This is a genomic window from Gordonia sp. SCSIO 19800 (assembly GCF_018132775.1).
GTDB lineage: Bacteria > Actinomycetota > Actinomycetes > Mycobacteriales > Mycobacteriaceae > Gordonia > Gordonia hongkongensis.
On sequence record NZ_JAGRQM010000015.1, the window covers coordinates 1 to 14293 of the forward strand.

The window sequence follows — 14293 nt, forward strand, 5'->3', positions numbered from 1 at the left end:
TCAGTCCAAGTTATGTCACTTTCTAGTAAAAGTGCCTGTCCCCCAGCTGTTTTAATGTGCCGATAATGTACGTTATGACAAGTAGGCGACGCCGAGTATCCCGCGAACTCGACCTCTCCCAGAGCGGGCCAAATGGCAGGTGGCTTGGTAGAGGAGCCTAACGAGCTATCCGATTGTTAGCTGGTGGCGACTGTGCCTTCCGTGATTGCATCACGCAGCACGTGCTTGAGAATCTTCCCCGAGGGGTTACGGGGAATGGGCCGGGTGATGAGCTCGCGCGGAAGCTTGTAACCCGCAATGAACTGGGATCCGTACTCGCGGAGCAACTCCAAGGTGACCTCGCGGCCCTCGACCGGGGTGACGACGGCGATGAGGCTCTCCCCGAACATCTCGTCCGGCCGCCCGACGACCGCCACATCGGCCACGTCCGGGTGGCCGGCGAGGGCCTGTTCGACCTCCACCGAGTACACGTTGCGCCCGCCCGTGATGATCATGTCCTTCATCCGATCAACGATCGTGATAAACCCGTCGGCGTCCCGGACCGCCACGTCGCCGCTGTGCAGCCAGCCGTCGCGGAGCGCATCGGCGGTGGCCTCGGGCTTGTTCCAGTAGCCCTTCATGATGGTCTCGCCTCGGTAAATGATCTCCCCGGGCTCGCCGACCGCGGTGTCGTTGCCCTCGTCGTCGACGATCCGCGTCTCGGCGTTAGTGATGGACGCCCGTCCGGTGGCATCTGGGCGGGCGCGTACTTCGTCCGGAGTGAGGAAGATGCCGGTCGGGCCGCCTTCGGTTTGGCCGCACAGCTGGAAGAACTGCACGTGCGGCAGGGTGGCGAGCAAGCTGGTCGCCGCGCTCGGCGGCATTGGTGCGGCGCCGAAGAAGCCCAGCCGCCACGCGGACAGATCGCGCGTGCCGAGCTCGGGGTGCTGCAGCAGCATCTGGTACATGGTGGGCACGCCCAGGAACACGGTGATGCGGTGCTTCTCCAGCGCATCCAGGACCGCCTTGGGCTCGAACGCTGGCAGCACCACGTGAGTGGTGCCCAGGCTGAACCCTGACATAACGAACAGGACCAGCTCCGCGCAGTGGTACATCGGCGCGACGTGCAGATTCCGGTCGAAGATATTCATACCGAGTGCGGAAACCGAGTTCCCCACCCACAGCATGCGGTGATGGTCGAACAACGCTCCCTTGGGACGCCCGGTCGTGCCCGAGGTGTAGAGGATAATGCAGTCGTCGTCCTCGATGACCTCCACTTCCGGCGCGGTGGTCGGCATGGTGTCTGCGAGCCGCGCGATGCCCTGCGCGGCGGGCTCGTCCAGCACCAGACTTTGCGGCGCGGACGGCAGCGGATCGAGTTCGTCGAGGCCGGCCACCACCACCGCGAGCCCCTCGGAGTACAGCAGCACCGTCGCACCGGAGTCCTCGAGCAGGTAGCGAAGTTCGCGGGCCGGCACGCGAGGGTTGAGAGGCACGGCAATGGCCCCCAGTCGGAACGCTCCGTACAGGCCCAGGATGTACGCGTCGGAGTTCGGACTCAGCAGTGCCACCCTGTCGCCCTTGCCGACTCCGAGCGACGCCAACGCGTGCGCATACTGATTGATCCGGGCCGCGAGCTGCTCGTACGAGTAGGTGCTCTCGCCGAAGATCAGTGCGGTCTTGTCCGGGTGCCGGCGGGCATTGAGCGCGAGGGCGCCTCCGAGAGTGGCCATGGTGACTCCTGAGGTGTTGAAGACTCCGGGATCGGGTATGTGACCCCGGACACAGCAGAAACAGTAACCGCCAACGCGGTTCTTGTACAGACGTTCAGCGAAAGAGAAACTCGGGTCAGGTGGCTGACCCGTGGGAACGATCGACAGCTCCTCCCCCGGACACGCTCACGCCGAGCTCGGGCTTGCTGTGCCCCTCGGTGTGGGTGAAGGTCCCGAGGTGGGTCCAGACGGCATCCACCAGCGGCTGCAGGAACAGTCGGCCCATCTGGTTGATGATCACGTCGACCACCTGGACGGAGTCGGCGCGGCCCCGCGAGGCCGCGCCGGTCTCGCGCATCGCAACGACCTCCCGGTGGGTAAGTTCGGTGAGCCGCTCCAGCAGTTGCCCCCGCTGGCCGCCGGGTTCGAGTAGCGCCCGTCGGAGATAGTTGACCACCTCCGGGTTTCTGACCAGCATTTCCGCGACGGATTCATTCCGGACGCGAGCGATTTCTTCGCCGGCCCCGTCGGTCGGCGCCGAAGCAAGGGCCGACGCAAAACGCTCCACGACGATCTGCTCCACAGCCTCGCGCAGGCCGTCTTTGGACCCGTAGTGATGGACCACCAGCCCTACGGTAACCCCGGCGGCGGCCGCGACCGCACGCATCGGTGTGCGGTCCTCGCCGTTGGCCGCATAGAGCTCGAGAGCAGCGTTACGGATTCGCGCTTTGGCGGTGAGGTCCTGGTCGCCGGAGTGCTGGGCGGGGCGGTCCACGCGGTCTCCCTTCGGTTGACGAACGAGTCTACTGGGATGTGCCAGCCGTTAACGCTATACAGTGGACAAGTTTACTGACTACTTGTATAGTCGCTGAAATGAGTCTTCGATCGCTCCGACCCCTAGCCGGCATACAGGTCGTCTCATTGGCTACCAACCTGCCCGGTCCGCTAGCCGTGGCAGGCCTACGCGACCTCGGCGCCGCGGTGATCAAAGTGGAGCCGCCGGTGGGTGACGCCTTGGCCGTGGCCGCGCCCTCCTGGTACTCAGAACTGACACAGGGGGTGGAGGTTCGTCGGGCCGACCTCAAGAGTCGTAGCGGACTGGAGGAGCTGACCACGCTGCTCGATACGGCGGACGTGTTGGTGACCGCCATGCGCCCGTCAGCGTTCTGCCGACTCGGCCTCGGCGATCTCAGCGACCGCTACCCGCGGTTGTGCCATGTGGAGATCGTGGGCTACGACGGCGCCGACGAGGAGGTCGCGGGCCACGACCTGACCTATCAGGCGAGATACGGCACCATCCGGCCGCCGCACCTGCCGCTGGTCCCGGTCGCCGACACCGTCGGTGGGGAGCGGGCCATCTCGGCCGCCCTGGCCCTGCTGCTGGCCCGGGGACAGCACGACTCCGGCGGACATCAACGCATCACTCTCGACGCGGCCGCGTACGACTCCGCGGCTGCCCTCCGGCACGGCCTGTTTGGCAATGGAGCACCACTGGGCGGGGCTCTGCCCTCCTACAACATCTATGCCACCGCCGACGGCCACATCGCCCTGGGGGCACTCGAACCGCACTTCGAGGCCCGCACCAGAGAAGTACTCGATTGCGACGGCACATCCGCCGCCTACACCCGCGCCTTCGCCGCGCACACCACGGCCCACTGGGAGGATCTGGCCGCGCGCCACGACATCCCGCTCACCGCCGTTCGCGATGCCCACCCGGCCACAGCGCAGACCACTCACGCGCCCACGGCGCCCACCACCTGACCACCTTGAGGAAGGACCCAGTCATGACCGACTCCCCCCAGCCCCGTAGTTCCCGAGCCACCCGCGAGGCCGTGATCGTCGATGCCGTCCGGACCCCGGTCGGCAAGCGCGGCGGGGCGCTGGCCGCCTGGCATCCCGCCGATCTGCTGGGGGCCACCCTCAGTGAACTGGTTCGCCGCAGTGATGTGGCGCCGGAGAAAATCGACGACGTGATCGCTGGCTGTGTGATGACGCACGACCAGCAGAGCTCCAACATCGCTCGCCATGCGGTGCTCTCCTCCGGCCTGCCCGATTCGGTGCCGGCCGTGACCGTGGACCGACAGTGCGGCTCGGGGCAGCAAGCTGTCGCATTTGCCGCCCACGGTGTGGAGGCGGGGTCCTACGACCTCGCCATCGCATGCGGCGTGGAGTCGATGTCACAGGTGGCGCTGCCATCCTCATTACAACCCGGCGCCCCGCTAGGCCCGCAATACTCCCCCCGCGAACTGGCCCGCTACGACGGCGGACTGCTGGCTCAAGGCCCGTCCAGTGAGCTGATGAACACCCGCTTCGACCTCAGCCGGGAGGAACTCGACGCCTTCAGCCGCCGGAGCCACGAGCGGGCGCTGGCTGCCACCCGCGACGGCCGCTTCGAGACCCAGCTGGTTCCGCTGCGCCGCGACCCGCTCGATGACTCCAGCGAGCCCGTGACCGCGGATGAGGGGATCCGGGCCGAGCTCGACCCAGAGAAGATGGCGTCCCTGCGGGCGGTGTTCGCCGAAGACGGCAAGACCACCGCAGCCAACTCCTCCCAGCTCAGCGACGGCGCCGCCGCACTACTCATCGCCGACCGCGAGTTCGCCGAGGCCCACGGGCTCACCCCCCGCGCCCGCTTCGTGGTCCACGCGGTCGCCGCGGCCGATCCGATCATCCAGTTCACCGCAATCCTCGAGTCCACCCGCAAGGCCCTGGACCGGTCGGGGCTCACGGTGGACGATATCGACCTGTTCGAGGTCAACGAAGCGTTCGCGGGAGTACCGCTGATGTTCCAAAAAGAGTTCGGCGTCCCCGACGACAAACTCAACGTCAACGGCGGCTCGGTGGCTGTCGGCCACCCCCTCGGATCCACCGGCGCCCGCATGATGACGGACCTGCTGACCGAGCTCGAACGCACCGGCAGCCGATACGGGCTACAGACCATCTGCGAAGCCCACGGCACCGCTAACACCACCATCATCGAACGCCTCTGACGAGCCCCCTCCGTCCCAGCCACCGTCCCAACCCCACTTCAGGAGCACCAACATGACGTCCCACCCCATCGTCACCGGTCTGCCGTCGACACACGGTGACAGTTACCAGCTCAACACCACCACCCTGCTGCGGCACTCCGCCCGGACCTACCCCGAGCAGGAGATCGTATTCCGCACCATCGACGGGGGCTGGGACCGCTACACCTACGCAGACATGTTCGAGCGGGTCGGGAAGTCAGCCCACGCGCTCACCGGGCTGGGGGCCGGCCCCGGAACGGTGGTGGGAATCCTGGATTGGAACTCCAAACGCCATATGGAGCTGTACTGGGCGATTCCCGGTATCGCATCGGTGATGCTGCAGATGAACCTGCGGCTCGCCCCGGTGGACCTGGCCTATGTCACCGACCACGCCGAAGCCTCGATCGTGCTGGTCGACGAGTCCCTGCTGCCCGTGGCCGAGGCGCTGGTCGAGCAGGGCGTCGGGGTGAAGACCTGGGTGGTCATGACGGACAAGCCACTCTCGGAGATCTCCACCACCCTGCCCGGGGTCGTCCACTGGGAAGACGCGCTGACGGCCGCGGAATCGACCTTCGACTGGCCGATGATCGACGAAACTTCGGCGTACAGCGCGTGCTACACCACCGGCACCACCGGCCGCCCCAAGGGCGTGTACTACTCCCATCGCGGGATCTACCTCCACACTCTTGCCGAGGCAGCGCAGTTGAAGATGGGCGACGACGACACCGTCATGGTCATCACCCCGATGTTCCACGGCCAGGGCTGGGGACTGCCGCAGTCGGCCATCTACTCGGCCGCCAAGGTCGTGCTGCCCGGACGGTATACGGCCGAGGACACCTCTGTGCTGGTTGACGCGATGATCTCCGAGTCCGTCACCGTAGCCAACGGTGCCCCCGCGATCTTCGAGCCGATGCTCGACTACATCCGCACACTCAAGACGCGCCCGGACTTCAGCCGCGCCCGTCTGCTGTCCGGGGCGACCGAACCGTCGCTCACGCTCATGCGCGGCTTCCATGACCTCACCGGCGCCGACATCATCCACGCCTACGGCGCCACGGAGACCACTCCGCTGGTCACCGTCAACGCAGGCCTGAAGCACACGCTGCGGGACGTGCTCAGTGAGAAGGAGAAGTGGGATCTCAAGCGGGCCCAGGGTCTGCTGGTCAACGGGATCGACATCAAGGTCGTCGGACCGGACGGAACCGAACTACCCCACGACGGTGTCTCCCAGGGCGAGGTGCTCATGCGCGGCCCGTGGATCATCGAGCGCTACCACAAGATGGAAGACAAAGGCGGCGCGTTCGCCGATGGGTGGTGGCGCAGCGGCGATGCCGGCACGATCCGCCCCGACGGCTACCTCAAGCTGACCGACCGCATCAAGGACGTGGTCAAAAGCGGCGGCGAATGGATCTCCTCGATCGACATGGAAAACGCGATCGTCGCCCACCCACAGGTCCGCGAAGCCGCCGTGGTGGGGATCGAGCATCCCAAGTGGCAAGAGCGCCCGGTTGCGATCGTCGTCCAAGAAGACGGTGCCGATCTTGACGTCGACGACATCCACGCCGTGTTGGAAGACAAGTTCGCCAAGTGGCAACTGCCCGACATCGTCATCTTCGCCGACGCGCTGCCGCGCACCAGCGTCGGCAAGTTGGACAAAAAGACGCTACGCACCGACCACGCCGATCTCTACCGGGGAGCCGAGGAATGAACAACCGGAGCGGACACGATGATGTGGTGCGCAGCGAACGACGCGGAGCCGTCGCGATCCTGCGCATCAACCGACCCGAGGCCCGGAATGCACTGAACGCCGCGGTGTTCGCAGCCTTGAACGGGCACCTAGCCGAGCTGCGGACCGATGACTCCGTGCGCGCCATAGTTTTGGCCGGCGCGAGCGGCGTGTTCTGCGCTGGAGCAGACATCACCGCGTTCGACGCCCTGCGGGCCGATCCGTTGATCGGGCAGCGGCGGGCCTCCGGGGGGACTCTATGGGCCGACCTGGAGAACTTCCCCAAACCGGTGATCGCAGCCGTCGAGGGCCTGGCCCTGGGGGGCGGGCTCGAACTCGTCCTGGCCTGCGACACCAGCATCGTCGGCCAGGGTGCCCGCCTTGGATTACCCGAGGTCAAGCTCGGCGTCATCCCCGGCGGCGGCGGCACCCAACGACTCATCCGGGCGCTCGGCAAACCTCGCGCCATGGCACTGCTGCTCAGCGGCGACCTGGTCACCGGGACCGAGGCCGCCACCCTCGGCCTGGTGGGAAAGGTGGTCGACGACGACGAGGTCGTCGAACAGGCGATCGCCCTGGCGCAGCGGATCTCGGCTAATTCCCCGCTGGCCGTGGCCCTGGCCAAAGACGCCGCCCTGGCCGCGCAGACCGGGTCGATAGCCGCAGGGCTCGAGCACGAAAAGCGCAACTTCGTCTATTCACTCGCCTCAGACGACAGCCACGAGGGCCAGGCCGCCTTCGTGGCCAAGCGTTCGCCGAACTTCACCGGCCGCTGACCCGGCCCGACAAGGACAAGATCATGACCACCACCCTGTTCCCCGACCACCGCCCCACCTGGCAAACCGAGTCCCACGAGTTGCTACGGGACCACGCCCGCGCCTTCTTCGCCAGAGAAGTCACCCCCCGCCAGGCGGACTGGGCCCGGCAGGGCCACGTCGACCGCGAACTCTGGAACAGAGCCGGAGCGGCAGGCCTACTGCTCACCGACATCGCCGAAAAGGACGGCGGCGGGGGAGGCGACTTCGGCCACGAGGCTGTAGTGGCCCAGGAACTGGCGTACGCGCACGACAGCGCGTTCGGCTTCACCGTGCACTCCACGATCGTCAGCCACTACATCAACGCCTACGGGACCGAGGAGCAAAAGCGCCGCTGGCTACCCGGGCTCGCCTCCGGCGAGAAAGTGGTGGCCGTCGCCATGACCGAGCCTGGTACCGGCTCAGACCTGCAGAACGTCAAGACCACAGCCATCCGCGACGGCGACCACTACGTGGTCAACGGCGCCAAGACCTTCATCTCCAACGGCACCCACTGCGACTTGGTTGTCATCGTGGCCAAGACCGATCCAGCGGCCGGCGGCAAGGGCATCTCCCTACTAGTCGCCGAGGTCGACAATAACGTCGCGGGCTTCTCCCGCGGCGCCGTCCTCGAGAAGATCGGCATGCACGGATGGGACACCCGCGAACTCTTCTTTGACGACATGCGGGTACCGGTGGAGAACATCCTTGGCGAGGAGGGCTCCGGCTTCGCCCAACTCATGACCCAGTTGCCGCGGGAGCGACTCATCATCGGAGTCGCCGGCGTGGCGGTGGCCGAGGCCGCGGTGATCGAGACCATCCGGTACGTCAAAGAGCGCGATGCGTTCGGCAAGAAACTCCTGGACTTCCAGAACACCCAGTTCGTACTAGCCGAGTGCAAGGCCGAAGTCTACGCCGGCAAGGCGCTGATCGACGACGGCATCCGCCGCCAGATCGAGGGCACCCTGGACGCCGCCGGCGCCTCCATGATCAAAATGTGGGCCACCGACATGCAGTGCCGCGTGGTGGACAAGTGCCTACAGCTGTTCGGTGGCTACGGCTACATGATGGAATACCCCATCGCCCAGATGTACGCCGCCTCCCGCGTGCAGCGGATCTACGGCGGCACCAACGAGATCATGAAGCTGCTCGTAGCCAGGTCACTGTGAACGCCGCGCCCCCGAGTCCGTCCGTCTACGCCGAAGACTTCACCCCGGGCCAGATCCTCGAACTGGGCGATCACACCGTCTCCAAGTCCGAACTGGTCGACTTCGCCACCCGCTGGGACGCCCAGTGGTTTCACATCGATGAGGAAGCCGCTGATCAGGGACACTTCCGCGGACTCATCGCCAGCGGGGTACACACCATCGCCATCGCTCAACGGCTGCTCACACAAACAATGCTCAACCAATGGGCAGTGATCGCCGGGCTCGGATTCGACCGGGTACGGTTCCCGGTGCCCGTCCGACCCGGCAACGTTCTCACCGGAACCGCCCAAATTGCCGAGATCACTCTCGACGGAACACGCGGGCGAGTGAAGATAGAAATGCGGCTGACCGATCAGGACGACCACACCGTCCTCTACGCCGAACTGACCATCGTCATGTGGCAAAGAGAGCAGGCCACGACACCGTCCGGAGGCTTCAACTGACACACGGCAGGACGTCACCAGAAAGAGCCACGGTCCCGCCCTACATCGACGAAGCGACCTTCATCTCGTATCCGCAAGTCAGCGTGGGACGTGACGACCCCACCTCACGACGGTGGCTCAAGGTAGTCAAACCCCCGTCCGAGCGCGTCCGCTAGCTAGCGATCGATTTCGCGACACTCACAGAACCAGTCGTTTCCGCAGGGCAGCAGTGTCCGAAAACTCGTGTCGCCTTGCCACCCACATCGAGCACCGGTAACCAGACGTTATGACGTCACGACAGGCATCGGTTGCCAGCACATGGTGACGGTGGTGCCGTCGGGTCCGGTGGTGAGTGCGTGGGTGTCGCTCAGCGCGGTGATGAGTGCTAGTCCGCGGCCGCGGAAGCGCTCTGAGGGGCTGGGGTCCCAGGTGCCGGTGTCGGTGACGGTGATTTCGAGGGCGCCGTTGGGTCGGTGTCGGCTGTGCACGGTGACCGTTCCGGGTTCGGCGGAGTTCTTGTAGGCGTGTTCGGTGGCGTTGGCGACTGCTTCGTAGACGGCCAGGATGATGTCGCCGCGGCGTTCGGTGTCGGCGTCGACAGTGGCAGTCACCCAGAGGGTGAACAGTTCGCGCAGTGTGTGGGCGGCTTCGGCGGTGGCCGCGACCGAGCGTTTGAAGTCACCGGTGGAGTCGCCATCGAGGTGCTGTGATGAGTCCACGCCGCCGTGTCTACCCAGTCGGGGTGCCGGTCATTCCGGTGGGGTCGGTCATGGCGGTGACGGCGTGGGCGAGGGAGGGGTAGAGGACGATCGTCTGGTCCAGGCCCATGAGTGTCAGGGGCCGCGACGTCGCGGGTGTGGCGGCGACGACTCCGAACAGTCCGGTCGGTGCGATGGCCTCGTGCGCGGCGACGAGTGCGGCCATGCCGGCCGAGGCCAGGAAGTCGGTGGTGGTCAGGTCGATGATCAGGCCGCGCGGTTGACCGGTCAACGCGTTCGTCACTGCTTCGGACAGTTGTGGTGCGGTGAGCACGTCGATGCTGCCTTGGACGGTCAGGATCACCAGTTCTTCGTGCTGGGCGGAGACGATGGTCAGCAACGCACGGCCGGCGTTGTCTCCGCTGTCGTCGACGACCACCGCGTCAGGGTTGACCACGGCGTCAGGGTTGACCACGGCGTCAGGGTTGTTTGGCTGCACTGGTGACTCTCGCTTCCATCGAAGGGGGCCACACAGTTGGTGAGTGGCCACGGTCCCGACCGACGACATGACGACGGCTGCCTGCTGCACCGGCCTACCCATCTTGTCATGGTCGCCTGCCCGACATCGATGCGGTCGGGCGAGGACGTCAGGCGCCGCGGCCCTTCATCGGGTCTGTGCTGGAAGACCTCCCCTGACGGTCACACGACACCGCGTTCGAGATTGCGCATTCGATTGCGCGATTCGCATTCGAGCTGGTGGATCGTCGATTCGTCAAATCAGATGTGGTTGGGGATGTCGGAAACTCTTGCACTGTGCTGTCCGGGGCATGGTCGGCGACCTCGGGCAATCGGCTGTCGGTGTATTCGAGGAGCCGGTCGAACTGCTCGTGCACCGCGGTGGCGGTGGGCTGGTCATACACGCTGTGCAGCATCGCTTTTACCGCCGGCCACATGGACTTGGGGCACACTGCCATGAGGTTGGCGGCGTAGTGGGTGCGGCAGCGCTGCCATACCGCGCCGGGCAGGTTCGCTGCGATCGCCTCGATGAGCCCGGCATGAGCATCGGAGGTCACCAAGCGCACCCCGCCCAGGTCGCGGGCCACCAGGTCGGCGAAGAAGGTGTTCCACGATGCCCTGGTCTGGGCCCTACCCCCGGATCTTGGACACGGTGGGTGATTACGCAGCGGTTGGCAGCGTAGCGGCCCGGCGGGCCTCGTAGGTGGACGGGGACAGGTAGCCGCACCAGGAGTGACGGCGGCGGGTGTTGTAGCGGACGAGCCAGCGGAAGACCTCGCGGCGGCAGGTGGCCTCGTCGGGCCGGCAGGCGGCGTCTTGGAGGACCTCGCGCTTGATGGTGGCGTTGAACGACTCGGCCAGAGCGTTGTCGGCCGAGGAGCCGACGGCTCCCATGGACTGGGTCACGCCGAGCTGCTTGCAGAGCTTGGCGTAGTCCTTGCTGGTGTAGACCGACCCGTGGTCGGAGTGGAAGATCGCGCCCTTGAGGCTGCCCCGGGTGGCGGCGGCTGCCTTGAGGGCGTCCTCGACGAGCTCGGTACGCATGTGGTCGGCGACCGCCCACCCGGCCAGCCGGCGTGAGTAGCAGTCGATCACGGTGGCCAGATACAGGTTCGTCCCGTCCCCGATCGGCAGGTAGGTGATGTCCCCGACATAGCGTTCGTTGACCGCCTTCGCGGTGAAGTCCCGCTTGAGCAGGTCGGGGACCTTCTGCCCCGACGGCTCGGGGATCGTGGTCCGCACCCTCCGCTTCTTCACGTAGCCACGGATTCCCTCGGCCCGCATTACCCGCGCGACGCGCTTGTGGTTCACGCGCTCGCCGGCAGGGGCGCCGTCGTTGAGCTCGGCAGTGATCCGGGGCGCGCCGCAGGTCTTGTCCTGCTGGTGTGCGGACCTGATCCGTTCAGCCAGCGCCGCGTCCGCGACCGCCCTGGCCTCACGCCCGGGAGCGGCCTTGACCCACGCGTAGTAGGAAGAGCGCTCGATCTCGACGAGCTCACACAGTCGCTTCACCTCGAAGGTGGTGGAGTTGTCGGCAACGAACTGGAAGCGACTCACCAGTTCGTCTCCCCGGCGAAATACTTGGCCGCCCGCTGGAGGATCTCGCGCTCGGTGGAGAGCTTGGTGGTCTCGACCTCGAGCTCACGCACCCGCGCCCGGAGCCGGGCCAGCTCCTGCTCGGGCGTCTCCGGTCCGTCCGGCGGCGGTGGCCCGCCCGGACTCGCGAGACGCGGGATCGTGGTGCCGTCGGGTGCGGTCTTCTTGCCCGTGCCGTACTGGCCCACCCAGTGCTTCAGGGTGCCCCGCGCGACCCCCAAATCGGTGGCGATGCCCTTCAGCGTCGCGCCCGGGGTGGACTCGTACAAGTCGACGGCCTGACGACGGAACTCTTCGGAGTAGTTCTTCCTGGCCATGGTTCTCCGATCATCTCGCTTCCCCAGCACCAAGTGCTGGATTCAGCGTGTCCAAGAACCGGGGTCAGGCCCCTCTCACTGGTGGCCACCTGCATGCCCAACACCTCGCGGTCGATGGCTTGCGGATGGAGGGCTTCGCACTAATTGTGCCGGTGGCCTCTGACAGGTGTCAGTGGTCGATGTAGAGGCGTGCTGCATGCTGCTTGGCAGTGTCGCGGCGTCCTTCAGCGGCGCGGAGCGCATCGCGGAGAGATGCCAGTGCTTCGGTGATGCCGGCGATGGCTTCGGCGGGAGTGGTGGGAGCCCCAAGGGTGTCGGTGGCGAGGTCGTCGCGTTGGGCGAGGTCGCGGTAGCTGCGCTCGATGTCGAGGACCTGGCGTTGCAGGGCGTTGATGGGGTCGTAGAGCGCGTCGATGGCGTGGTCGAGTGTCCGGCCGGAGTCGTTCACGATGCTCCTCATGGTGTCAGGGACGTGTTGTGGCGCTGTGGGTTAGGTGCGGTAGGCGTGGGCTCGGTGGTCGATCTTGACGATGACGATGGTGTGGTTGGGATCGTCGATGCGCAGCAGGATGCGGTAGTCGCCGCGGCGTGCGCTGTGAAGGCCTTCGAGGTCGTCGCGTAGCGGTTTGCTGAGGCGGTGCGGGTTGCCGGCGAGGGGCCCGGAGATGAACTCGATGACAGCGTGGACGATCCGGGATGGAAGGCGTTGCAGATCGCGGCGTGCGGGGGATGCGACCTCGACGCGGTACTCATCGGCCGAGTCCGTGGGGTTGTCGCTCACTGGGGCGGCATGCCGTGTTCGGCGCGCAGGTCCTCGAGGGAGACGGTTTGACCGGCGGCGTACTCGACGTCGGCGGCCGCGACAGCTTCGCGGATGCCGGCACGTGAGAGCCAGTAGATCGTTTCGTGCAGCGATTCGAGGTCGTCAGCCGACATGAGCACCGCGGCGGGTTTGCCGTGTTTGGTGATCGTGATGATGTCGTGCGTGCTCTCGGCGCTGTCGATGAGCGCGGAGAGCTTGTCCTTGGCTTCGCCGAGAGGCACCGTCGTCATGCCTCCAGCCTAGCCGATAAACTGGCCAGAAACTAGCCATACTGTTAGCCGATAATTTAGATTATGTAAAGTTACGCTTTACATACACTGTACATGGTTTCTTGACACCTCTCCTGATGATCCGTCGCGAGTACACATCGACCAGAAACGCTGTGTAGACGAATCCCGACAGCGTCCAGCAGTAGGTGAAATCCGCCACCCACCACTGGTCCGGACGCGACGGCAGCGACCACTGCCGATCCACTAAATCAGGATGGCGCGGCGCGCGATCATCACGCTGGGTTGTGCTTGTGCGGTGCTTGCCGCGCACGACTCCGGTGATGCCGCAGATCTCCATCAGCCGGCCTACCTGATCGCGGCCCATCACCCGGCCCTCACGGCGCATCGTGTGCCACAGTTTACGAACGCCGTACACGCCGCGATTACGCTGAAACGCCTGGTAGACGGTATGAGCGTCGTACGCCTCGGCCATTTGTGTTGCCGAGACCGGACCCGCGTGTTTGCGGGCGTAGTAGGTGGATGGGGCGATCTGCACGCCGTGCTCGGTCAGCACTCGGCAGATCGGGGCGACCCCAAACCGGCCCTTGTGAGCGTCGATGTAGTCGACGATCACCGCAGTCGGCGGTCGACCTCCGCCGCTGCGAAAAACGCCGACGCGGTCTTCAAAATCTCGTTTGCCCTGCGTAATTCGGCGTTCTCCTTGCGAAGCGCAGCCAGTTCGGCGTCCTGTTCGCCCACCGTCGTCGTTCCCCGTGTGGTGACAATCGGCTTATCCTTCTCGATCCAGTTGCGCAACGTTGCCTGGTTGATGTCGAGCAGCGCGCCCACATGCTCGCGGGCGGCGAGTTTCGCGCCGCCGTGCTCGGCGAGGTGGTCGTGATACATCCTCACAGCCCGCTCGCGGGTCTCTGGATCGAACTTCCTTGGTGCAGCCATACCGGCATTCTCCTGGTGAGATCACGGTCTCCACCAGACCCAGGACGGTTCACTTCGTCAGTTGACGGATGCTGGCCGGATGATTCATCACCGACGGTTCCGGCACCGTGCGAAGCGCAGCTCTTAGCAGTAAGAAAGTCTCACAAGATCGCCGGGACATCCCTCGCGGTTACGTCATCATCTTGCAAGCCGGACGAGTGTGTCTGCGTGGTACCAGCTGGCGGATCCGTCGTCCATGCGAATGGGGATGGATCCGAGACGGTCGGGTTCACCGATGACGTAGCCAAACGCCGGTATCACTGCGTACGGTGCTGGCACTATGACTTTG

At 65.6% G+C, this 14293-nt stretch carries 14 protein-coding genes, 2 pseudogenes and 1 other annotated feature; of the genes and pseudogenes, 6 read left to right on the forward strand and 10 right to left on the reverse strand.

Annotated features, from left to right (window positions below):
* Window positions 1-176 precede the first annotated feature (176 nt).
* Both KB201_RS16475 and KB201_RS16480 read right to left on the reverse strand, forming a co-directional pair.
* Entirely contained in the window at window positions 177-1712 is a 1536-nt protein-coding gene (locus KB201_RS16475; protein WP_058253280.1) for a long-chain fatty acid--CoA ligase, read from the reverse strand.
* Window positions 1713-1827: 115 nt separating this feature from the next.
* The gene (locus tag KB201_RS16480) at window positions 1828-2466 is read right to left on the reverse strand and encodes a TetR/AcrR family transcriptional regulator (RefSeq protein ID WP_020171231.1); all 639 of its coding nucleotides are present in this window, start codon (window positions 2464-2466) and stop codon (window positions 1828-1830) included.
* A 98-nt stretch (window positions 2467-2564) separates the two neighbouring features.
* Between KB201_RS16480 and KB201_RS16485 the strand changes: the two genes are divergently transcribed.
* From KB201_RS16485 to KB201_RS16510, 6 genes are read left to right on the forward strand one after another with little or no spacing between them, the layout of a single operon-like run.
* Window positions 2565-3452 carry a CoA transferase gene (locus tag KB201_RS16485; RefSeq protein WP_035734503.1) on the forward strand — a complete coding sequence of 296 codons (888 nt, stop codon included), beginning with the start codon at window positions 2565-2567 and terminating at the stop codon, window positions 3450-3452.
* Window positions 3453-3475: 23 nt separating this feature from the next.
* Complete coding sequence (locus KB201_RS16490; protein WP_020171229.1) at window positions 3476-4681, forward strand: thiolase family protein; 1206 nt, start codon at window positions 3476-3478, stop codon at window positions 4679-4681.
* Window positions 4682-4733: 52 nt separating this feature from the next.
* Window positions 4734-6407, forward strand: coding sequence for a long-chain-fatty-acid--CoA ligase (locus KB201_RS16495; protein ID WP_006897082.1), 1674 nt, complete (start codon window positions 4734-4736; stop codon window positions 6405-6407).
* Window positions 6404-7201, forward strand: coding sequence for an enoyl-CoA hydratase/isomerase family protein (locus KB201_RS16500; protein WP_008382197.1), 798 nt, complete (start codon window positions 6404-6406; stop codon window positions 7199-7201). Before KB201_RS16495 ends, KB201_RS16500 begins: the two co-directional genes overlap by 4 nt.
* A 23-nt stretch (window positions 7202-7224) precedes the next feature.
* Window positions 7225-8388, forward strand: a complete 1164-nt coding sequence (locus KB201_RS16505) for an acyl-CoA dehydrogenase family protein (protein ID WP_020171228.1) — start codon at window positions 7225-7227, stop codon at window positions 8386-8388.
* Window positions 8385-8870, forward strand: a complete 486-nt coding sequence (locus tag KB201_RS16510; protein WP_006897079.1) for a MaoC/PaaZ C-terminal domain-containing protein — start codon at window positions 8385-8387, stop codon at window positions 8868-8870. The genes KB201_RS16505 and KB201_RS16510 overlap by 4 nt, the downstream gene beginning before the upstream one ends.
* 263 nt (window positions 8871-9133) lie before the next feature.
* On the opposite strand, the gene KB201_RS16515 is transcribed toward KB201_RS16510, so the two are convergent.
* From KB201_RS16515 to KB201_RS24925, 8 genes and pseudogenes are all read right to left on the reverse strand, one after another.
* Complete coding sequence (locus tag KB201_RS16515) at window positions 9134-9568, reverse strand: ATP-binding protein (protein ID WP_020171227.1); 435 nt, start codon at window positions 9566-9568, stop codon at window positions 9134-9136.
* Window positions 9569-9578: 10 nt separating this feature from the next.
* The gene (locus tag KB201_RS16520) at window positions 9579-10022 is read right to left on the reverse strand and encodes an STAS domain-containing protein (RefSeq protein WP_026920107.1); all 444 of its coding nucleotides are present in this window, start codon (window positions 10020-10022) and stop codon (window positions 9579-9581) included.
* Between the two features lie 340 nt (window positions 10023-10362).
* Window positions 10363-10680, reverse strand: a pseudogene (locus tag KB201_RS25260) (transposase); the annotation flags it as partial.
* Between the two features lie 43 nt (window positions 10681-10723).
* A protein-coding gene (locus KB201_RS16530) for an IS3 family transposase (protein ID WP_091344449.1) occupies window positions 10724-11976 on the reverse strand; the annotation gives its coding sequence in 2 pieces (ribosomal slippage) (window positions 10724-11637 and window positions 11637-11976; 1254 coding nt in all).
* Window positions 11977-12145: 169 nt separating this feature from the next.
* Window positions 12146-12424, reverse strand: a complete 279-nt coding sequence (locus KB201_RS16535) for a hypothetical protein (protein ID WP_026920106.1) — start codon at window positions 12422-12424, stop codon at window positions 12146-12148.
* Window positions 12425-12466: 42 nt separating this feature from the next.
* Window positions 12467-12757 carry a type II toxin-antitoxin system RelE/ParE family toxin gene (locus KB201_RS16540; RefSeq protein ID WP_005203789.1) on the reverse strand — a complete coding sequence of 97 codons (291 nt, stop codon included), beginning with the start codon at window positions 12755-12757 and terminating at the stop codon, window positions 12467-12469.
* Window positions 12754-13029 (reverse strand): type II toxin-antitoxin system Phd/YefM family antitoxin, encoded by a 276-nt coding sequence (locus KB201_RS16545; protein ID WP_005203787.1) that lies wholly within the window; start codon window positions 13027-13029, stop codon window positions 12754-12756. The genes KB201_RS16540 and KB201_RS16545 overlap by 4 nt, the downstream gene beginning before the upstream one ends.
* 115 nt (window positions 13030-13144) lie before the next feature.
* Window positions 13145-13965, reverse strand: a pseudogene (locus KB201_RS24925) (IS3 family transposase); the annotation flags it as partial.
* Window positions 13550-13681: a sequence feature (AL1L pseudoknot), on the reverse strand. (Overlaps the previous pseudogene by 132 nt.)
* Window positions 13966-14293: the final 328 nt, after the last annotated feature.

Coding starts and splice junctions, on each gene's coding strand:
- KB201_RS16495 (WP_006897082.1), top strand. CDS start 4,734: ATGACGTCCCACCCCATCGTCACCGGTCTGCCGTCGACACACGGTGAC.
- KB201_RS16505 (WP_020171228.1), top strand. CDS start 7,225: ATGACCACCACCCTGTTCCCCGACCACCGCCCCACCTGGCAAACCGAG.
- KB201_RS16500 (WP_008382197.1), top strand. CDS start 6,404: ATGAACAACCGGAGCGGACACGATGATGTGGTGCGCAGCGAACGACGC.
- KB201_RS16545 (WP_005203787.1), bottom strand. CDS start 13,029: ATGACGACGGTGCCTCTCGGCGAAGCCAAGGACAAGCTCTCCGCGCTC.
- KB201_RS16485 (WP_035734503.1), top strand. CDS start 2,565: ATGAGTCTTCGATCGCTCCGACCCCTAGCCGGCATACAGGTCGTCTCA.
- KB201_RS16490 (WP_020171229.1), top strand. CDS start 3,476: ATGACCGACTCCCCCCAGCCCCGTAGTTCCCGAGCCACCCGCGAGGCC.
- KB201_RS16475 (WP_058253280.1), bottom strand. CDS start 1,712: ATGGCCACTCTCGGAGGCGCCCTCGCGCTCAATGCCCGCCGGCACCCG.